Origin of the sequence: Streptomyces sp. NBC_01446, assembly GCF_026340095.1 — a bacterium.
Classification (GTDB): Bacteria; Actinomycetota; Actinomycetes; order Streptomycetales; family Streptomycetaceae; genus Streptomyces; species Streptomyces aureus.
On record NZ_JAPEPO010000001.1, the window covers coordinates 5,133,880 to 5,154,111 of the forward strand.

Below are 20,232 nucleotides of genomic sequence, written 5' to 3' on the forward strand. Positions count from 1 at the left end.
GGGGTGGGGCCGCCGCTTGCGGCGGCCCCCAGAAAAAACGTCAGCCCTTTACCGCGCCCTGCATGATGCCGCCCACGATCTGCTTGCCGAACAGCAGGAACGCGATCAGCAGCGGCAGCGTGCCGAGCAGGGCTCCGGCCATGATCACCGAGTCGTCGGGGATGTAGCCGGTGCCCAGTTGGTTGAGGGCCACCTGGACCGTCGGGTTCTCCCCGTTGAGCGCGATGATCGGCCACAGGAAGTCGTTCCACGCCATCACGAACGTCAGCAGCCCGAGCACCGCCATCGCCGGTCGCGCGGCCGGGAAGACCACGTGCCAGACGACCCGCAGGCTGCTCGCCCCGTCGACCCGGGCGGCCTCTATGAGTTCGGTGGGCAGCGCCTGGACCAGGTACTGGCGCATGAAGAACGTACCGAAAGCGCTGACCAGGGTCGGCAGGATGACCGTCTGGAGATGGTTCGCCCAGCCCAGGTCCGTCATCCACAAGTACAGCGGGACCACCGCGAGTTGGGGCGGAATCATCATCGTGCCGATGGTTATCAGCAGCAGCGTGGTCGAGAACCGGAAGCGGAGTTTGGCGAAGGCGAAACCGGCGAGCGTGGAGAACAGCACCGTGCCGACGGTGATGGTCGCCGCCACGAGGATGGTGTTCCACATCGCGGTGCCCATGCCGGCCTGGTTCCAGGCGGTCTCCAGGTTCTTGAACAGGTTTCCGCCGAACCAGAAGGGGGGCGGTGTCTGCGCGAGGCGGGTGTTGGTGCGTGAGGCCGCGACCGCCGTCCACAGAAGCGGGGCGAGCGAGATCACGGCGAACAGGATCAGCACGAGGTACGTGACCGGACCCGCGTGCAGCTGCTTGCCCGCGCCCAGGATCCGCCGCCGACGCGGCGGTTCGGCGTCCTGCGCGACCTGAGGCGGTGTCGCGTCGGTGATGGTGGTCATTGGGTTTTCCTCAGCCGTCGGGTGATCAGCAGGTTGACCGCGGCCACGATGAGCAGGATCAGGAACATCGACCAGGCGATCGCGGACGCCTTGCCGAGGTTGCCGACGATCCAGCCCTGGTCGTACATGTACAGGCCGAGCGTCTGGTACTGGTGCTCGGACCCGCCCTTGGTGCCGCTGACCCCGCCGAACAACAGGGGCTCGCCGAAGAGTTGGGTCGCGCCGATCGTGGAGACGACCACCGTGAACAGGATCGTCGGACGCAGCATCGGAATGGTCACGTGCCGGAACTGCTGCCAGCGGTTCGCGCCGTCCAGGGCAGCCGACTCGTACAGGTCGGCCGGGATGGCCTGCATCGCCGCCAGATAGATCAGCGCGTTGTATCCGGTCCACCGCCAGATCACGATCGAGGAGACCGCTGCTTGCGAACCCCAGTCGGATTCACGCCAGTTGACCGGGTCGATGCCGACGAGGTCGAGCGCCCAGTTGATCATGCCGGTGTCGGGCGAGAAGAGCAGCACGAAGACGAGCGTCGCCGCGGCCACCGAGGTGGCGTACGGGGTGAGCATGACGACGCGCCACACGGTGGAGCCGCGCAGCCGGTAGTTGAGCATGTGCGCGAGCCAGATCGCCGCGATCAGCTGCGGCACGGTCGAGATCACGCCGATGGTGAACGTGTTCTTCAGCGCGTTCCAGAAGAAGTCCGACTGGAAGAGGTTCGTGTAGTTGTCCAGGCCCGCCCAGGTCTGGCCGTCCAGGTTCGACAGCTGCACATGGTGCAGCGAGTACCAGGCGGTGTAGAGCAGCGGCACCAGTGAGAAGGCGCCGAAGATGATGAAGAAGGGGGAGATGAACGCGTACGGGGACGCCTTCATGTCCCAGCGGTACAGCCGGCTGCGCCAGGTGCCGGCGCCCGTCGGCGCCGTACCGCGACCCTGAGCGCCCCGGGCCGCGCCCGGCTCCTGGGAGCCGGGCGCGGTGTCGGCGCTCGTCGCGGACTGCGCGAGAGCCTCGTCGGAGCTGGTCACTGGTCGAGCACGTCCTTGACTTCCTTGGTGGCCGCGTCCCAGCCCTGCGCGGGCGACTTGCCCTTCTGCTCGACCTGGAGGATGCCGGTGTCGGTGATCGCCGTGCCGATCGGCTGGTCCTTGATGCCGAAGACCTGGACCGGGATGGTCTTCGCCGAGTCGGAGAAGATCTGCGTCAGGGGCGCGTCGGAGAAGAACGTGGTCGTCGCGGCCTGCGGCTTCAGTCCGGCGTACGCCGAAGGTGTCGACGGGAAGCTGGCCTGCTTGGCGAACACCTTCGCCTGCTGCGCGGGCGCGGTCAGCCACTTCGCCAGGGCGATGGCCTCCTTCTGGTGCTTGCTCGCCGTCGGCACACCGATGAACGAGCCGCCCCAGTTGGCCGCGGTCGGCGCGGCCGCCACGTCCCACTTGCCCTTGCCGGCGTCACCGGACTTCTCCTGGATGTAGCCGAGCATCCACGCGGGGCAGGCCACCGTGGCGAAGGTGCCGTTGGCGAAGCCCTGGTTCCAGGTCTGGTCGAACTGCTTCAGCTTGGCCGACATGTTGCTGGTCGCCACCTCCATGGCGGCGTTCCAGGACTTCTTCACCCCCGTGGACTTGTCCCAGATGACGCTGCCGTCCTTGTCGTAGTACCGCTGCTTCTCGCCGCCGAGCGCCGCGTTGTACACGGAGGACGCGGAGTCCACGTACTTGGTCTTGCCCGGCGCCTTCTTCATGTACTGCTTGCCGAGGTCGACGTACTTGCTCCAGTCGCCCTTCCACTGCGCGGCGAGCTTGGTGCGGTCGGTCTCCAGGCCGGCCTTCTCGAACAGGTCCTTGCGGTAGCAGATCGCCATCGGGCCGACGTCCGTGCCGAGCCCGATGAGCTTGCCGTCCTTGGTGGTGGCCTGGGCGTTCTTCCAGTCCAGCCACTGCGACTTGTCGACCTCCTTGCCGAGGTCGAGGAACTTGTCGGCCTGCGTCTGGACGGCCTCGGTGATGTTGCCGACCTCGATCGCCTGGATGTCGTCCGTGCCGGATCCGGCCTGCAGCCGGGTGAGCGTCTTCGGCCAGTAGACGTCGGTGCGGGTGGTGACGTTCTCCTTGATCGTCACGCCCGGGTGCAGCTTCATGTACTCGTCGTAGAGCCCGGCCTGCTTGTAGCCGAAGACGCCGAACGTGCCGATCGTGAGGGTGGTGCCGCCCTTGTTGCCGGCACCGCCGCTCGAACCGCCGTCGGATCCTGAGTTGTCATCGGTCGCGCATCCGGCGAGCAGCCCTGTGGCCAGGGCGGCGACGACCGCGAAGGTCATCGCGCGTCGGGACGTGCGGGCAGTCGTGCGCATTGTGTCCTCCAAAGTACTCACTTGCTCTGAAGTGCCAACCCCGGCCAACTGCCTTGCTACGCCCGTTTCTTCACGTGCGGCTCGGGCGGGGAACGTGCGGCTTCTGTATACGCCCAGTAGAGTGGGAGCGCTCCCATAGGTGATGTGTTGAAGAGTCGTCGCTCGGCCCGGGGGTGTCAAGATGCCGGGCAGCGGCAACTTGGTGCGGTTATCGGGCTGTTAGATTCCGCGTGAGACTTGGGGAGGTGGGAGTCATGGCGGCTCGCGGCACTCACGGCAGGCGTCCGACCCTTGAGGAGGTCGCGGCCCGGGCGGGCGTGGGCCGGGGCACGGTCTCCCGGGTGATCAACGGCTCGCCCCGGGTGAGCGACGCGACCCGCGCCACGGTCGAGGCCGCCGTCGCCGAGCTCGGCTATGTGCCGAACACGGCGGCCCGCGCCCTCGCCGCCAACCGCACCGACGCCATCGCCCTCGTCGTGCCCGAACCGGAGACACGTTTCTTCGCGGAGCCCTACTTCTCCGACATGCTGCGCGGCGTCGGTGCCGAGCTCGCCGAGACCGAGATGCAGCTCCTGCTGATCTTCGCGGGCAACGACCGGGAGCGGCAGCGCCTCGCCCAGTACCTCGCGGCGCACCGTGTCGACGGAGTCCTGCTGGTGTCCGTCCATGCCGACGACCCGCTCCCCGATCTGCTCAGTCAGCTGGAGATCCCCGCCGTCATCAGCGGCCGTCGCTCCGCCGCCGAGACGCTGCCCTCGGTGGACTCCGACAACTTCGCGGGCGCGTACTCGGCCGTCGAGCACCTCCTGGGCCGCGGCCGCACCCGTATCGCCACGATCACCGGCCGGCTCGACGTGTACGGCGCCCAGCGCCGCGTCGACGGCTACCGCGCCGCCGTCGAGGCGGCCGGCCGTGAGGTGGACGAGCGGCTCATCGTGCCGGGGGACTTCACGGAGGAGGGCGGCCGGCGCGCGATGGCCGAGCTCCTGGAGCGCTGCCCCGAGGTGGACGCGGTGTTCGCCGGGTCGGACGTCATGGCTGCCGGCGCCCGCCAGGTGCTGCGCGAGGCGGGCCGCCGTCTCCCCGACGACGTCGCCCTGGTCGGCTACGACGACTCGGCGATCGCCCGGCACATGGACCCGCCCCTGACCAGCGTTCGCCAGCCGATCGAGGAGATGGGCCGCGCCATGATCGACCTGCTGCTCGCCGAGATCGCCGACCGGCGCCCGGCCGCGTCCCGCACACTCGACGGCCGCCAGCTTGTCCTTCCGAACGAACTGGTGCAGCGCGCTTCGTCCTGAGGGGGCGCGTCGGCCTCAGGCGTGTGTGTCGTCCTGGGTGGCGCGGGGCGCCACAACGATCAAGGCCCCGGTTCTTTCGAACCGGGGCCTTGATCATTCAGGGTGAGTGACGGGACTTGAACCCGCGGCCACCTGGACCACAACCAGGTGCTCTACCAACTGAGCTACACCCACCATGTCCGGTCGTATGTCGTTCTTCCGACCGGCCGAGAAAAAGTGTACAGGGTCCGAAGGGGTGCTCGCGCACCCCTTTTCCGGACCCCGTACACAGGGGTCGGAAATGCGGTGCGAGGCGCTATTCCGCAGGCAGCGCGTGCTTGGCCGCGATCTTCTTCGCGGTGTCGGAGTCCGGTCCCGGCTGCGGGACGAAGACCGCCTCGCGGTAGTAGCGCAGCTCGACGATGGAGTCGCGGATGTCGGCGAGCGCGCGGTGGTTGCCGTTCTTGTCCGGACTGTTGAAGTACGCCCTCGGGTACCAGCGGCGCGCCAGTTCCTTGACCGAGGACACATCGACGATCCGGTAGTGGAGGTAGTCCTCCAGCGTCGGCATGTCCCGCAGCAGGAATCCGCGGTCGGTGCCGACCGAGTTCCCGCACAGGGGCGCCTTGCCCGGTTCCTTGACGTGCTCGCGTACGTACGCGAGGACCTGCTCCTCGGCGTCGGCGAGCGTCGTGCCGCCCGCGAGTTCGTCGAGGAGGCCCGAGGCGGTGTGCATCTGCCGCACCACCTCGGGCATGGTCTCCAGGGCCTCGGCCGGCGGGCGGATCACGATGTCCACGCCGTCGCCGAGTACGTTCAGCTCAGAGTCGGTGACCAGTGCGGCCACCTCGATGAGCGCGTCATTCGCCAGCGAGAGCCCGGTCATCTCGCAGTCGATCCACACCATGCGATCGTTCATGCGCCTTACCCTACGGCGCACTCCTCTGCCCGGGCAGACTCGCGCGCCCCGCCGCATACGCATCCGAGCTCGGTTTGCCCGGATCTGTCGGCAGTGAGGCGGTGGGTCCGGGGTAGGTTCCGGCCGCCGCGGTGCGCCGTGACTGGGCCGGGACCGGGGTCTCCGGTCCCGGCGCCGCGATCTCCACCGGCTTCTCCGGCTGCGGCCGGCGCGCCCGGTAGGCCGCGCGGTACGCGGCCGGGGACGAGCCGAGCTGGCGCCGGAAGTGCCCGCGCAGGGCGACCGGCGACCGGAAGCCGCAGCGCCCGGCGACCTCGTCGACCGAGTAGTCGGAGGTCTCCAGGAGCCGCTGGGCCTGCAGCACCCGCTGGGTGATCAGCCACTGCAGGGGAGCGCTCCCGGTCAGGGAGCGGAACCGGCGGTCGAAGGTGCGGCGGCTCATGTAGGCGCGCGCGGCGAGGGTCTCCACGTCGAACTGCTCGTGGAGGTGCTCCAGCGCCCAGGCGACGACCTCGGCCAGCGGGTCGGCACCGATCTCCTCAGGTAAAGACCTGTCGAGGTAGCGCTCCTGGCCGCCGCTGCGGCGCGGCGGGACCACGAGTCTGCGGGCGAGCGCTCCGGCCGCCTCGTTGCCGTGGTCCGTGCGCACGATGTGCAGACACAGGTCGATACCGGCCGCGGTCCCGGCGCTCGTCAGGACGTCACCGTCGTCCACGAAGAGCTCGCGCGGGTCCACGTGGACCGATGGGTAGCGCTTGGCCAGCGTCGGCGCGTACATCCAGTGGGTGGTCGCCGGGCGGCCGTCGAGCAGGCCGGCCGCGGCGAGGACGAAGGCGCCGGTGCAGAGGCCGACGATGCGCGCGCCTTCCTCGTGCGCGCGGCGCAGCGCGTCGAGGGCCTCCTCCGGGGGCGGCGAGGTGATCGACCGCCACGCGGGCACGACGACGGTGCCCGCCCGCGAGATCGCGTCGAGCCCGTGGGGCGCGGTGAGTTCGAGGCCGCCCGTCGTGCGCAGCGGGCCCTCCTCACCGGCGGACACCAGCAGCCGGTAACGCGGAACCCCGGCGTCCTGGCGGTCGATGCCGAACACGGAGAGCGGAATGGAACTTTCGAAGATGGGTCCGCCGCTGAACAGCAGCACCGCGACTATTTCCCGGCGGCGTCGCCCGGAAAGCTTCCGAGCTGCCGCCTCCGGCGCAGCAGTGGAGTCGTGGCTCATCCCGCTAAGCCCCCCTCGGTGGTCGCGGCGCCCTTAGTAGTGTGACGGGCTTGTCGCTCCAGCACGTTTCCCCTCGGTCCTGCAGAGTCCCCCGCCGATGGACAGTCATGATCGAATCTACTGCGTCCGGTGGTCCCGTCGTGACCAGTTGGGGATCCGGCACATTGTCGACATGGCAACTTGGCGTGAAGCATTCGATCACGAAGCGTGGCACTCAGGGGCGTTGTAGGGAAGTGCGCCTCAACTCAGTGGCCGGTCCCCGTAGGGTGCAAGCGCCTTCTACGGTCCTTTCATGCCTGGTGGCACGGGGGTTGAAGGCGGGTGACGGCAAGAAATGCGCGGCCGGGCGAAGTTGGCTGAAAATATACGCGGTAGTGCGCGGAAACCAGTCAGCCCTCCGGCGCGCATCACCCCGTGCGGCGACCGCCCCTGCGCGCCCCCGGCACCGCCCCGCCGCGCCGGCCCCGGTGGCCGCAGGACCGTACCGGAGCTGGCCGCGCCGCGCACCGCTCGGACTGCCGCAGAAGTGCCCGGCAGGCCCCGGTCACCGCGGCGAGGCCGAGCGCCGCTCCCATCGCCCCGGCCAGCGAGATCCCGTAACCCACCAGGACGACCGGGACCAGGACGCAGCTGAACGCCGCCCAGCGGACGACGTCGCTCACCGTGTCCGTGCCGGACGGTTCCGTGGTCTCCCGCCGGCCCTCGTTCGCGCCCTCGGGCGGCCGCCGCTCGCTTGAAGCGGCGTCGGGCGGGTACACGATGGGCGGTCCGGGCACGGCGCACTCCCTGTTGCTGTGGGTACGCACGTTCAACGCGTGGTGGTCCGGCCGGTCACTCGGCCGAACCGGGGGCTCCCGGACCGTACCCAAACCGTCTGTACGAGGCAGCAACCATTGCCATACGGGCGCGGCCTCGGGCATGCTCCCCTGAACGCCGCGGAGCGTGCGCTTAACCGGGCAGACGACTCTGGGCAGAGGAGGAGTGTCGCCGTACCCTTGGGGGTATGGGCTTGGGAAGATGATTCCCGGACACAGCTCCGCCGCTCCCTGTCGTCCCTCCACCGAGGATCCGCCGAGGATCCAGAGGACCTAATCGCCGAGATACCCATGGCCGGTCACGAATTCCCTGAACCCGCGGACCGCAAGCGGCAGGTCGCCGATCCCACGGCGACGCCCCAGGCGGCGGAAGAAACACGTCAGTCCTGCGATCCCGCCTTCAAGCACGGAGTGGTCGTCGGCTTCGACGGCTCGACCTCCAGTGAGCGGGCCCTCGCCTACGCCATCGGCATGGCATACCGCTCGGGCTCCGGCCTGATCATCGTCCACGTCGCCAACCGGCTGCCCACCACGGTGTGGGCGGGCTGCGAGCCGCCGGTCTTCGTGGATGTGCCGGACCACCGCACCGAGGTGCTCGGTCTCGAACTCGCCTGTGCGGACTATCTGTCCGAGGTGCCCTGGATCCTGGTCGAGCGCGGCGGCGACATCTGCCACGAGCTCGAAGAGGTGGGCCGGGAGTACGAGGCCGACGCGATCGTCGTCGGCTCCACGCACGGCATCGTCGGCCGGATCTTCGGCTCGGTCGCGGGACGGCTCGCGCGGCGCGCCAGGCGCCCGGTCATCGTCATCCCTTAACTCCCTTTGGCCCCAGGCGAGATGGATAAATCCTACTCGCGCGTAGAGGTGCTTTGTGCCTTTGTGAAGGGTACATACCGGTCGCTGGACCATCGCAGGGCCCAGTACCGCGCGCAGCACAACTGCACCCGCATGAAGGGAGCCCGCCGTGGACAAAGACGTCTCCGCGGGAAGCACGACCTCCACTCTCGGCCATCTCGCCCTGGGACTCACCCTGTTGGCCTTCGGCCTCGGTCATACCGAAGTGATCGACGGTGTGACGGCCGCGAATGCCGTATCCCTCGCGACGTACGTCGGTGGCATCGCCCTGTTCGTCGCCGGTCTGCTCGCCTACCGCGCCAGTGACGCCTCGACGGGTACGGCGTTCGCCGCGCTCGGCGCGTTCTGGTTCACCTGGGGTGTCACGGCCGGCGACGCCATGTCGGCCAACGCGCAAGGGCTGTTCATGCTCCTGTTCGCGATGCTCGCGCTGAGCCTGACCCTCGGGGCGTCCGGCTCCGGGACCCTGGTGCGCGGGGCGTACGCGGCGCTGTGCGTGGCCCTGCTGCTGCTCGCCGTGGCCGCGTTCGGCGACACGGCCGGGCTCGCCAAGGTCGGCGGCTGGTTCGCCGCGGTGGGCGGGCTGCTCGCCTGGTACGCGGCGACGGCGGCGCTGGGCGGGCTGCCCACGGCCCTGCCCGGGCGTGCTGCCGGCCGGGGGGTGACGGCCACCGGCTGACAGCCGGGGGCAGGGGAATGGGCGCCCCGCCCCCCTCGAAGGAACGGGTCCCTGTGCGCTTGGTGGCGCGCACAGGGACCCGTTCTTGTGTACTCGTACTGCGGGGGCCGACTACTCCACCGTGACGGACTTCGCCAGGTTGCGGGGCTTGTCGATGTCGCGGCCGAGGGCCAACGCCGTGTGGTAGGCGAGGAGCTGGAGCGGGATGCCCATGAGGATCGGGTCGAGCTCGTCCTCGTTCTTCGGGACGACGATCGTGCGGTCGGCCTTCTCCTGCTCCTGGTGCGCGACCGCGAGGATGCGGCCGGAACGGGCCTTGATCTCCTCGAGGGCGGCGCGGTTCTTCTCCAGCAGGTCGTCGTCCGGGACGATCGCGACCGTGGGGAGCGCCGGCTCGATCAGGGCGAGCGGGCCGTGCTTCAGCTCGGAGGCGGGATAGGCCTCGGCGTGGATGTACGAGACCTCCTTGAGCTTGAGCGAGGCCTCGCGGGCGACGGGGTAGCCACGGACGCGGCCGATGAACATCATCGAGCGGGCGTCGGCGTACTCCTCGGCGATCTTCTTGATCTGCTCTTCCTGCTCCAGGATCTCGGTGATCTGGCCGGGGAGCTTGCGCAGGCCCTCGATGATCCGCTTGCCGTCGGCGACGGACAGGTCGCGGATGCGGCCGAGGTGGAGGGCGAGGAGCGCGAAGGCGACCGTGGTGTTGGTGAAGCACTTGGTCGAGACGACGCAGACCTCGGGGCCCGCGTGGACGTACACGCCGGCGTCCGACTCACGGGCGATGGCCGAGCCGACGACGTTCACGACGCCGAAGACGCGGGCGCCCTTGCGCTTCAGCTCCTGCACGGCGGCCAGGACGTCGTACGTCTCGCCGGACTGGGAGACCGCGATGTAGAGGGTGTCGGGGTCGACGACCGGGTTGCGGTAGCGGAACTCGGAGGCCGGCTCGGCGTCCGCGGGGATGCGGGCCAGCTCCTCGATCATCTGCGCGCCGATCAGGCCCGCGTGGTACGAGGTGCCGCAGCCCAGGATCTTCACGCGGCGCACGCTGCGCGCCTCGCGGGCGTCGAGGTTGAGGCCGCCCAGGTGCACGGCGGAGAAGCGCTCGTCGATGCGGCCGCGCAGGACGCGGTCGACCGCTTCCGGCTGCTCGAAGATCTCCTTGTGCATGTACGTGTCGTGGCCGCCCATGTCGTACGAGGCGGCCTCCCACTCGACGGTCGTCGGCGACGCGGTCGTGCGCGTGCCCTCCGTCGTGTAGGTGCGGAAGTCGTCGGCCTTGAGGGTGGCCATCTCGCCGTCGTCGAGGGTGACGATCTGGCGGGTGTGGGTGACCAGGGCGGCGATGTCCGAGGCGACGAACATCTCCTTCTCGCCGATGCCGAGGACGACCGGGGAGCCGTTGCGGGCCACCACGATGCGGTCGGGGAAGTCGGCGTGCAGGACGGCGATGCCGTACGTGCCCTCGATCAGCCGGAGCGCCTCGCGGACCTTGTCCTCGAGCTTCTCGGCGGGGGAGCGGGCGATGAGGTGGGTGAGGACCTCGGTGTCCGTCTCGGAGAGGAAGGTGACGCCCTCGGCGGTCAGCTTGGCGCGCAGGTCGCCGGCGTTGTCGACGATGCCGTTGTGGACGACGGCGACCTTGTTGTCCGCGGACATGTGGGGGTGCGCGTTCTCGTCGGACGGTGCGCCGTGGGTGGCCCAGCGGGTGTGGGCGATGCCCGTGGTGCCCTTGAAGCGGGCGGGCACCTTGGCCTCCAGGTCGCGCACGCGGCCCTTGGCCTTCACCATTTTCAGGCCGCTGGCCTTCGGGCTGGTGATGACGACGCCCGCGGAGTCGTAGCCGCGGTACTCCAGGCGCTGCAGCCCTTCGAGCAGCAGCGGTGCCACGTCACGCTTACCGATGTAACCGACAATTCCGCACATATGTGACTGATCCCCTCTAGCCGTAGACGATGCGCCGCAGCTGCCGCAGGGACAGCTCGGGCGGCGCGACCGCGCGGTACTTCAGGTCCGCCGAGATCCGTTCGAAGATCTCCGCGTTCACCAGGCCCTGACCCTGGAGCTCGCGGTGGCGGCGACGGACGAACACCTCGGTCGTCTCGTCGAAGTAGGCGAGCACGTCCTGGATCACCCGCAGTGCCTCGCCCCGGTTCAGGGGCGAACTGCGCGTCAGATGATCAACAAGTTCGTCGTGCACCTGGATGATCCTGGAGGAAGAGGAGACGGTTCGCAAGAATTCTGCCCGATTTCGGGCAGGGGTGCGTCATCCGGCGTGGGTGCCGGGGTTCTTGGGACAACTGTGGTCAAGGCTTGAAGGGCGCCATGCCGCTTGTTCCCGTTGCGTTCACATGCCGTATCCGGCCGGGATGAGTGACCCGAGCAACTTTTTGGGTCATGGACATTCCCCGTATGGGCGTACCCGAGCAGCTCGCCGACCGGAGCCTGGCCGAGCAGCACGAGTACCTGCGCAGCAAGTTCTCCCGCCGCACGATGATGCGCGGCGGCGCCGTCACCCTGGGCGCGATAGCGGGCGGCGCCTTCGTGCCGGGCGCCGCGAGCGCCGCCGTCCCCACGCAGACCGGGCGGACCCCCGGCCATGTGCCCGCCGCCCAGAAGGTCGACGGCGCGCTCGTCGCGCCCTTCGCCCGCCACCTCGCCTACGGCACGGACGCCCGTACCGAGATGACCGTCTCCTGGCAGGTCCCGGTCGCCGTCAAGAACCCGTACATCCGCGTCGGCGTCCACCCCTGGGACCTGTCGCGGAAGATCGAGGCCGAGGTCCGGTCCCTCTACACCCCGGCCGGGGTCGGCACCGGTGCCGACCACACCCAGTACTACCTCCACGCCCAGCTGACCCGGCTGCGTCCCGGCACCACCTACTACTACGGCGTCGGCCACGACGGCTTCGACCCGGCGGCCGCGCACCTGGCCGGCACGCTCGGCACCTTCAGGACGGCGCCCTCGCACCGCGAGCCGTTCACCTTCACGGCCTTCGGCGACCAGGGCGTCAGCTATCACGCGCTGGCCAACGACAGCCTGATCCTGGCGCAGAACCCGGCGTTCCACCTGCACGCCGGAGACATCGCCTATGCCGACCCGTCGGGTTCGGGCCAGACCGGCGACACGTTCGACGCCCGCACCTGGGACCAGTTCCTCGCCCAGACGGAGTCCGTCGCCAAGCAGGTGCCGTGGATGGTCGCGTACGGCAACCACGACATGGAGGCCTGGTACGCGCCGCACGGCTACGGCAGCCAGCAGGCCCGCTTCACCCTGCCGGACAACGGCCCCGACGCGAAGAACCTGCCCGGCGTCTACTCCTTCGTGCACGGCAACACGGCGGTCATCTCGCTCGACGCCAACGACGTGTCCTGGGAGATCCCGGCCAACCTCGGCCTGTCCGGCGGCACACAGACCTCGTGGTTCGAGCGCCAGCTGAAGAAGTTCCGCGCCGACCGCGACATCGACTTCATCGTGGTCTTCTTCCACCACTGCGCGTACTGCACCGCCACGAGCCACGCCTCCGAGGGCGGCGTGCGCAAGGAGTGGGTGCCGCTGTTCGAGAAGTACACCGTCGACCTGGTCATCAACGGGCACAACCACGTCTACGAGCGCACCGACGTGCTCAAGGGCGACCGGGTCGCCAAGGAGCTGCCGATCGGCGGCACGGCGTACCCCGAGACCGACGGCATCGTCTACGTCACCGCGGGCGCCGCGGGCCGGAGCCTGTACGCGTTCCCGGTCGAGGACACGTACGAGGGGCACGAGAAGGAGATCGATCCCTTCACGTCCTTCGTCGTCCAGCCCGACGGCAGCAAGAAGAACATCACCGTCGACTGGTCGCGCGTGCGCTACACGAACTACTCGTTCCTGCGCGTCGACGTGGAGCCGGCGCCGGCGGGCCGCACGGCGAAGCTGACGGTGCGGGGCCTCGCGGAGACCGGTGAGGAGATCGACCGCTTCGTCATCGCGCGCAAGGTGCGGCGGGGCTGAGGCCACGGCAGGGCCCGCCCCTTCGGGAAGGGGCGGGCCCTGCGCTGCGTCCTCCTCGGCACGGCACTCTTCGCCGCGCTGAACTCCTCGTCCGTGGGCGCCCCGGCCCGGTGCGGCTCGCCCAGCACCCGCGGGCGCCGCCAACACGGCTGACGGAACGGCCGGTTCACCAGGGTTTCTGCCGTCCGCCCCGGTGCGAATTGGTCTACACCCTTGACCCGCTCATGGGGCGGACGGTACCCATGGTGACTGTTCGGCTGCACAGATGTGAAAACCCCCCGCGATCCACGACCTAGTCGCTCGTCGAAGGGACCGTTTGTGAGACAGCAACAGAAGCAGCGCCGCAGGACCGCCCGGCTGTTCGGGTCGCTGCTGCTCGTCGCGGCCGCGGGGGTGTCCGCCGTCGGCGCCGCCCCGTCACCGGATGCGGGATCCGCCGCCGCGACCCCGCTGGGCCAGGTGGTGCCCGCTCCGGCCTCGGTGGCCGCGGGCGGACCGGCGTACGAGATCACCTCGAAGACGCGGATCCGCGTCGAGCGGGACTCGAAGGAGGCGCGGCGCATCGCCGACTACCTCGCGGGCGTGCTCAGGCCCTCCACCGGTTACCGGCTGCCGTTCGCGGGCCAGGGCGGGCACGACGGCATCCGTCTCGAACTCAGCGGCAGGGCAAAGGACTTGGGGGACGAGGGGTACCGGCTCGTGTCCGGCCGCGGCTCCGTCACCATCACCGCCCACAAGGCCGCCGGTCTCTTCCACGGCGTGCAGACCCTGCGCCAGCAGCTGCCCGCCAAGGTGGAGAAGAGCAGCAGGCAGACCGGGCCGTGGCTCGTCGCGGGCGGCACTATCGAGGACAGCCCCCGGTACGGCTACCGCGGCGCCATGCTCGACGTCTCCCGGCACTTCTTCGGGGTCGACAAGGTCAAGCGCTACATCGACGAACTCGCCCTGTACAAGGTCAACAAGCTGCATCTGCACCTGAGTGACGACCAGGGGTGGCGCATCGCCATCGAGTCCTGGCCGAAGCTCGCCACGTACGGCGGGTCCACGCAGGTCGGCGGCGGGCAGGGCGGTTACTTCACCAAGGCCCAGTACAAGGAGATCGTCCGGTACGCCGCCTCGCGGTATCTGGAGGTCATCCCCGAGATCGACATGCCGGGCCACACGAACGCGGCGCTCGCCTCGTACGCGGAGCTGAACTGCGACGGTGTCGCGCCGCCGCTCTACACCGGCACGAACGTCGGCTTCAGCTCGCTGTGCGTCAACAAGGACCGCACGTACGACTTCGTCGACGACGTGATCCGTGAGCTCGCCGCCATCACGCCCGGCAAGTACCTCCACATCGGCGGCGACGAGGCGCACTCGACCAGCCATGAGGACTACGTCACGTTCATGGACAAGGTGCAGCCGATCGTCGCCAAGTACGGGAAGACCGTGATCGGCTGGCACCAGCTGACCGGCGCCACTCCGGCGAAGGGCGCCCTCGCCCAGTACTGGGGTCTCGACGGGACCAGCGCGGCCGAGAAGGCGCAGGTCGCGGCGGCGGCGCAGAAGGGGACGGGGATCGTCATGTCGCCGGCCGACCGTCTCTACCTCGACATGAAGTACAACAAGGACACCCCGCTCGGCCTCGCCTGGGCCGGGTACGTCGAGGTGCAGCGCTCGTACGACTGGAACCCGGGCAGCTACCTTCCGGGCGTTCCGGCGTCGGCCGTCCAGGGGGTCGAGGCGCCGCTGTGGTCGGAGACCCTGTCGACCTCCGCGCAGGTCGAGTACATGGCCTTCCCGAGGCTGCCCGGTGTCGCCGAACTGGGCTGGTCCCCGCAGGCCACGCACGACTGGAACACGTACAAGGTGCGGCTCGCGGCGCAGGCTCCGCGCTGGGACGCGCTCGGCATCGGCTACTACAAGTCGACGCAGGTGCCCTGGCCCGCGGGCTGAGGGCGGACAGGCAGGCGAGTGGGGCTCCGGACCCGCGCCGCAGTCGCTATGGACTGCGGCGTCGCCGGAGCCCCACTGACGTCTACGCGATCGGGTTCGGCAGCGTCCCGATCAGCTGAAGGGCCCCCGCCGGGTCCGCGAGGTCCACCATCTGCTCGTTGTTGCGCAGCTGGAGCCGGTTGAGGCAGGACAGTGTGAACTCCGGGGCGAACATGTCGTACTGCCGCAATTTGTCCGCGAGTTGGGGCGCCGACTCCTGGTAGTCGCGGACACAGTCGGCGACCGCCTGCCAGAACGTGTCCTCGTCGAGCACGCCTTCCGTGACCAGGTTCGCCGCGAGGAAGCGGAAGAAGCAGTCGAAGACATCCGTGAAGATGGACAGCAGTTTCTGGTCGTCGGGAACCTCGACCCGGATCCGGTCGACGCCCGGCGGGAGGACCGCGTCGGGGTCCATGACCGCGATCTCCTCGGCGATGTCCTTGAAGATCGCCCGCTGGACCGTGCCGTCCTCACCGAGCACCAGGATGACGTTCTCGCCGTGCGGCATGTACACGAGGTCGTACGCGTAGAAGCTGTGCAGCAGCGGCGTGAGGTACGACCGCAGGTACGGGCGGAGCCACTCGGCGGGCGTCAGGCCCGAGCGCTCGACGAGGGCCGCGGCGAACGAGCGGCCGTCGGCGTCGACATGGAGCAGCGAGGCCATCGTGGCGAGGCGCTCCCCGTCGGCCAGGGACGGGACGGGCGACTCGCGCCACAGGGCGGCGAGCATTTTGCGGTACGGGGAGTAGCGGTCGGTCGCGGCCTCGTACTCCAGGTGCCGGTAGCCGACGGCGGCGCGCTCGCGGATGATCGTCAGGCCGGTCGCCTTGAGGACCTCGTCGTTCTCGATGAGCTGCGCGAGCCAGTCGTTGATGGCCGGCGTGGCCTCCATGTACGAGGCGGACAGGCCGCGCATGAAGCCCATGTTGATGACGGACAGGGCCGTCTTCACGTAGTGCCGCTCCGGGTGCGACGCGTTGAAGAACGTGCGGATCGACTGCTGCGCGAGGTACTGGTCGTCGCCCTCGCCGAGGAGCACCAGATGGCGCTGGGCGACCTCGGCGGCGAAGGTGACCGACAGCTTGTTCCACCACTGCCAGGGGTGGACGGGGATGAGCAGGTAGTCGTCCGGGTCCAGGCCCTGGTCCGTGAGCGTGGCCGCGAACCGCGCGAGGGTCTCCTCACCCAGCTCGGCGCGCAGGTGGGACTCGTGGTCGAGCCCGACACCGGCCGTGAACGCGGCCCGCTCCTGCGTCGCCGCCAGCCAGATCAGCCGGATCGGGCTCCCGGTCTCGGGGGCGTACGAGAGGTACTCGTGGACGCCGAAGCCGAGCCTGCCGTTGTTGGCGACGAAGCAGGGGTGGCCCTCGGTCATGCCCGTCTCGATCTCCTGGAAGGAGCCGTCGAGGGCGAGGGAGGCCGCGCTGACCGGGGTCTTGGCGAGCTTGTAGCAGGTGCTGGAGAGGGTGGAGGAGATCTCCTCCAGGTAGACCGGCAGGATCGCGTCGCTCAGGCCGAGCGAGGTCTTCAGCTCGATGAGGAACTCCATCGCGCTGAGCGGGAGTTCGGCGCCGTCGCGGTGGCGCGAGATCGACTCCGCGAAGACCTGCCAGTGGTCGAGACGCAGGCGGCGGGCGGTGAAGCGGTACTCGGTCGCGCCGTCGTCGGAGCGCACCGAGTACCGGTCGTAGCCGAGGGACTCCGGCGTGAGGAGGCGCTCGTGGGTGAACTCGGCGAGTGCCTTGCGGACGAGGAGGCGGTTGGCCTCGGCCCAGCGCTCGGGGGAGAGGTGGGTGACGGCGTCGGAGAGCGTCATACGGCGGACACCCCCGTGGCGGCGAGGAACTGCTCGCGCGTGCAGAAGCTGAGCAGCGCCTGCTTCTCGGGCTTCTGGACGACACGCGCGGGGACGAAGCCGACGGCCTCGTTCAGGGCGTGCACGGCCTTGTTGCGCACGTCGGGCTCGACGACGACGCGTCGGGCCGCCGGGTCGGCGAACAGGAACTCCATCACCGTGATGATCACGGCGCGGGTGAAGCCGGGGTGGCGGACGTCGCTGGGCGCCGTCAGGAAGTGCATGCCGACGTCGCCGGGCTCGGGCTCGTACAGGCCGACGAGTTCGACGTGCGCCGGGTCGTAGCGCTCCATGAGGAAAGCGGGTTGTCCGTCGTGGAGGCCTATGTACGCGTCGTGGTGCTCGGCGGCGGCTATCGCCATGTACTCGCGCTCCACGTCCTGCAGTTTCGCGTCCTGCATCAGCCAGAACGCGGCCTTGGGGTCGGTGACCCAGCGGTGCAGCAGCTCGGCGTCCGTGACGGGGTCGAGGGGGCGGATGCTGAAGGTGCCGGTGGGGGAGCCGGTGGGGGTGCTCATGCGGCGAACTCCTGGAACGCGATGGTCTTTTCTACGGGGTAGTACTCGGTGCCGAGCAGCTCACGGATGATGTACGCGTTGCGGTACGCGCCCATGCCCAGGTCGGGCGAGGTGATCGAGTGCGTGTGCACGCCGGCGTTCTGGACGAACACGCCGCGGCCCGTGGTGTCGACGGAGTAGTTGCGGGCCAGGTCGAAGCGGCCCCGGCTGTCCCAGTTGAGCCGGTCGCGGACCGGCTCCAGGAAGGCGGGCGTCTCGTACGTGTAGCCCGTGGCCAGGATCAGGCCGTCGGTGCGCAGCTCGAAGTCCTTGCCCTGCTCCTCCTGGCACAGGCCGAGCGTGTACGTGCCGTTCTCGTAACTCGCGCTCCGCAGAGCCGAGTTGGTGAGCAGTCGAGTGGGGACGGGCCCGGCCAGGTTCTTCTGGTAGAGCAGGTCGAAGATCTCGTTGATGAGGTCGCCGTCGATGCCCTTGAAGAGGTTCTTCTGCCGGGTCTCCAGGCGGTAGCGGGTCTCCTCGGGCAGCGCGTGGAAATAGTCCACGTACTCGGGAGAGGTCATCTCCAGCGTCAGCTTCGTGTACTCGAGGGGGAAGAAGCGCGGGGAGCGGGTGACCCAGTTGAGGCGGTAGCCGTGGACGTCGATCTCGCCGAGGAGGTCGTAGTAGATCTCCGCGGCGGACTGGCCGCTGCCGACGAGGGTGATCGAGTCCTTCTGCTGGAGCTCCTGCTTGTGGTGCAGATAGCGGGAGTTGTGGATCGCGTCGCCGCCGAGGCCCCGGCAGGGCTCGGGGATGTGCGGCGGGGCGCCGGTGCCGAGGACGAGGCGCGGCGCGCGGTAGGTCTCGCCGCCCTCGGTGCTCACGACGTACACCTCGGCGGCCTCGTCGTAGGACACCTGCGTGACGGTCGTGCCGAAGCGGATGCCGGTGAGTTTTGCGGCGGCCCAGCGGCAGTAGTCGTTGTACTCGGTCCGCAGGGGATAGAAGTTCTCGCGGATGTAGAAGGAGTACAGCCGCCCCGATTCCTTGAGGTAGTTCAGGAAGGAGTACGGGGAGGTCGGGTCGGCGAGCGTGACCAGGTCCGACATGAACGGCGTCTGGAGGTGGGCGCCCTCGAGGAACATCCCAGAGTGCCACTCGAAGTCCGGCTTGGACTCCAGGAAGACACCGTTCAGTTCGGCTATCGGCTCGGTGAGGGCGGCCAGGCCGAGGTTGAAGGGGCCGAGGCCGATCCCGATGAAGTCGAGGGGATCAGGGGACTCAGGAAGCTTCGACAAGGTTCTCTCCCAGGTACTGCTCGGCATGGCCGGCGATCAGATCGAGGACCGCGACGATGTCGTCGTCGGTGGTCTCGGGGTTGAGCAGGGTGAACTTCAAGTAGTGGCGGCCGCCCACCTTGGTGCCCGCGACGATGGCGTCGCCGGACGCGAACAGGGCCTTGCGGGCGTACAGGTTGGCGCGGTCGATCTCCGCGGGGTCGGTGACGCCGGCCGGGATGTGGCGGAAGACGAGGGTGGACAGCTGCGGCTCGACGACGACGTCGAACCGGGGGTCCGCGGCGAGCAGCTCCCAGGCCCTGCCCGCCAGGTCGCACACCTCGTCGAAGAGCTGCCCGACACCGTCGGCGCCCATCACGCGCAGCGTCATCCACAACTTGAGCGCGTCGAAGCGGCGGGTCGTCTGGAGGGACTTGTCGACCTGGTTGGGGATGCGCTCGGTGACCATGCGGCGCGGGTTGAGGTAGTCGGCGTGGTACGTGGCGTGCCGCAGGGTGGCGGCGTCACGGACCAGGACGGCGCTCGAACTCACGGGCTGGAAGAACGACTTGTGGTAGTCGACGGTGACGGAGTCGGCGCGCTCGATGCCGTCGAGGAGGTGCCGGTTCCTGACGGAGGCGAGGAGCCCGCAGCCGTACGCGGCGTCGACGTGCATCCAGGTGCCGTACTGGGCGCAGAGCTCGGCGATCTCGGGGAGCGGGTCGATGGAGCCGAAGTCGGTGGTCCCTGCCGTGGCGACGACCGCCATGGGTACGAGGCCCTCCTCGCGGCAGCGCGCCAGCTCCCGGGCGAGGGCGACGGTCTGCATCCGCTTGTCCCGGTCGACGGGGATGGTGACCACGGCGTCGGGGCCGAGGCCGAGAAGCGTCGCGGACTTCTTGACGCTGAAGTGGCTGACCCCGGAGGCGAACACCCGCATTTTCGTGGGGTGTTCGGCGTTCTCGGACTTGGTCTCGTCGCGGGCGAGCAGCAGCGCCTGGAGGTTGGACTGGGAGCCGCCGGAGGTGAAGACGCCGTCGGCGGCGGGGCCGAGGCCGACGCGGCTCGTGGTCCAGTCGATGAGCTTGCGCTCGATCAGGGTGCCGCCGGCCGACTGGTCCCAGGTGTCGAGGGAGGAGTTGACCGCGGAGAGCACGGCCTCGCCGACCACGGCCGGGATGACGACCGGGCAGTTGAAGTGGGCGAGGTAGCGCGGGTGGTGGAAGTAGACCGCGTCGCGGAGGTAGACCTCTTCGAGCTCGTCCAGGGCGGCGGTGGTGTCGAGGAGGGGCTTGTCCAGGTCGACGGCGTCGATGCGGGGCGTGAGCTCGTCGACCGTGACCCCGGTGAACGGCCGGTCGGTGGTGGCGAGTTTGGCCGCCACCCGCTCGATTCCCTCGGTCACGGAACGGCGGTAGTGCTCCGCGGTCGTGTCGTTGAGCAGGTGCGAGCGCATGAACGGTCCTCCGGGTGGGGGCAGGAATGCGGGTGAGCGGGGAAGACGGGCGGCATGGGAAGGGGCGAGGTCCCAGCGCTTGACTTAGGTTAGCCTAGCCTAAGTTGCGCT

At 69.2% G+C, this 20,232-nt stretch carries 17 protein-coding genes and 1 tRNA gene; 5 read left to right on the top strand and 13 right to left on the bottom strand.

What is annotated here, in order from left to right:
• Positions 1-40 precede the first annotated feature (40 nt).
• From OG456_RS23075 to OG456_RS23085, 3 genes are read right to left on the bottom strand one after another with little or no spacing between them, the layout of a single operon-like run.
• On the bottom strand, positions 41-943 hold the full coding sequence (locus tag OG456_RS23075) for a carbohydrate ABC transporter permease (RefSeq protein ID WP_266563975.1): 903 nt from the start codon (positions 941-943) through the stop codon (positions 41-43).
• Complete coding sequence (locus tag OG456_RS23080; RefSeq protein WP_266563980.1) at positions 940-1,971, bottom strand: carbohydrate ABC transporter permease; 1,032 nt, start codon at positions 1,969-1,971, stop codon at positions 940-942. The genes OG456_RS23075 and OG456_RS23080 overlap by 4 nt, the downstream gene beginning before the upstream one ends.
• Entirely contained in the window at positions 1,968-3,296 is a 1,329-nt protein-coding gene (locus OG456_RS23085; RefSeq protein WP_266563983.1) for an ABC transporter substrate-binding protein, read from the bottom strand. The genes OG456_RS23080 and OG456_RS23085 overlap by 4 nt, the downstream gene beginning before the upstream one ends.
• Positions 3,297-3,550: 254 nt before the next feature.
• On the opposite strand from OG456_RS23085, the gene OG456_RS23090 reads away from it, so the two are divergent.
• Positions 3,551-4,597 (top strand): LacI family DNA-binding transcriptional regulator, encoded by a 1,047-nt coding sequence (locus OG456_RS23090; RefSeq protein ID WP_266563985.1) that lies wholly within the window; start codon positions 3,551-3,553, stop codon positions 4,595-4,597.
• A gap of 101 nt (positions 4,598-4,698) precedes the next feature.
• On the opposite strand, the gene OG456_RS23095 is transcribed toward OG456_RS23090, so the two are convergent.
• From OG456_RS23095 to OG456_RS23110, 4 genes are all read right to left on the bottom strand, one after another.
• Positions 4,699-4,771 (bottom strand) — tRNA-His (locus OG456_RS23095).
• 121 nt (positions 4,772-4,892) lie between these two features.
• Positions 4,893-5,495, bottom strand: coding sequence for an oligoribonuclease (gene orn / locus OG456_RS23100; protein WP_100594077.1), 603 nt, complete (start codon positions 5,493-5,495; stop codon positions 4,893-4,895).
• Positions 5,496-5,505: 10 nt separating this feature from the next.
• On the bottom strand, positions 5,506-6,714 hold the full coding sequence (locus tag OG456_RS23105) for a helix-turn-helix domain-containing protein (protein ID WP_266563989.1): 1,209 nt from the start codon (positions 6,712-6,714) through the stop codon (positions 5,506-5,508).
• Positions 6,715-7,121: 407 nt separating this feature from the next.
• Entirely contained in the window at positions 7,122-7,376 is a 255-nt protein-coding gene (locus tag OG456_RS23110; protein ID WP_266569394.1) for a hypothetical protein, read from the bottom strand.
• 444 nt (positions 7,377-7,820) lie between these two features.
• On the opposite strand from OG456_RS23110, the gene OG456_RS23115 reads away from it, so the two are divergent.
• The gene (locus tag OG456_RS23115) at positions 7,821-8,345 is read left to right on the top strand and encodes a universal stress protein (RefSeq protein ID WP_227294809.1); all 525 of its coding nucleotides are present in this window, start codon (positions 7,821-7,823) and stop codon (positions 8,343-8,345) included.
• A 148-nt stretch (positions 8,346-8,493) separates the two neighbouring features.
• Positions 8,494-9,063 (top strand): GPR1/FUN34/YaaH family transporter, encoded by a 570-nt coding sequence (locus tag OG456_RS23120; RefSeq protein WP_266563993.1) that lies wholly within the window; start codon positions 8,494-8,496, stop codon positions 9,061-9,063.
• Positions 9,064-9,174: 111 nt separating this feature from the next.
• Here OG456_RS23120 and glmS read toward each other — a convergent pair whose 3' ends face one another.
• Together glmS and OG456_RS23130 are read right to left on the bottom strand one after the other, a co-directional pair.
• Entirely contained in the window at positions 9,175-10,992 is a 1,818-nt protein-coding gene (gene glmS / locus OG456_RS23125; RefSeq protein ID WP_266563995.1) for a glutamine--fructose-6-phosphate transaminase (isomerizing), read from the bottom strand.
• Positions 10,993-11,008: 16 nt separating this feature from the next.
• On the bottom strand, positions 11,009-11,266 hold the full coding sequence (locus tag OG456_RS23130) for a hypothetical protein (protein ID WP_100594082.1): 258 nt from the start codon (positions 11,264-11,266) through the stop codon (positions 11,009-11,011).
• A 212-nt stretch (positions 11,267-11,478) separates the two neighbouring features.
• On the opposite strand from OG456_RS23130, the gene OG456_RS23135 reads away from it, so the two are divergent.
• The gene (locus OG456_RS23135) at positions 11,479-13,059 is read left to right on the top strand and encodes a metallophosphoesterase family protein (protein WP_266569395.1); all 1,581 of its coding nucleotides are present in this window, start codon (positions 11,479-11,481) and stop codon (positions 13,057-13,059) included.
• Between the two features lie 318 nt (positions 13,060-13,377).
• A complete protein-coding gene (locus OG456_RS23140; protein WP_266563998.1) occupies positions 13,378-14,997 on the top strand; it encodes a beta-N-acetylhexosaminidase in 1,620 nt (539 codons plus the stop codon).
• Positions 14,998-15,079: 82 nt separating this feature from the next.
• Here the strand turns inward: OG456_RS23140 and OG456_RS23145 are convergent, their stop codons facing one another.
• Genes OG456_RS23145 through desA form a run of 4 tightly spaced genes read right to left on the bottom strand, consistent with a single transcriptional unit; the run spans position 15,080 to position 20,121 of the window.
• On the bottom strand, positions 15,080-16,852 hold the full coding sequence (locus OG456_RS23145; protein WP_266564000.1) for an IucA/IucC family siderophore biosynthesis protein: 1,773 nt from the start codon (positions 16,850-16,852) through the stop codon (positions 15,080-15,082).
• Positions 16,849-17,409 (bottom strand): GNAT family N-acetyltransferase, encoded by a 561-nt coding sequence (locus tag OG456_RS23150; RefSeq protein WP_266564002.1) that lies wholly within the window; start codon positions 17,407-17,409, stop codon positions 16,849-16,851. Before OG456_RS23150 ends, OG456_RS23145 begins: the two co-directional genes overlap by 4 nt.
• Positions 17,406-18,686 carry a lysine N(6)-hydroxylase/L-ornithine N(5)-oxygenase family protein gene (locus OG456_RS23155; RefSeq protein WP_266564004.1) on the bottom strand — a complete coding sequence of 427 codons (1,281 nt, stop codon included), beginning with the start codon at positions 18,684-18,686 and terminating at the stop codon, positions 17,406-17,408. Before OG456_RS23155 ends, OG456_RS23150 begins: the two co-directional genes overlap by 4 nt.
• Positions 18,670-20,121, bottom strand: coding sequence for a lysine decarboxylase DesA (desA, locus tag OG456_RS23160; protein ID WP_266564006.1), 1,452 nt, complete (start codon positions 20,119-20,121; stop codon positions 18,670-18,672). Before desA ends, OG456_RS23155 begins: the two co-directional genes overlap by 17 nt.
• Between the last annotated feature and the right edge of the window lie 111 nt (positions 20,122-20,232).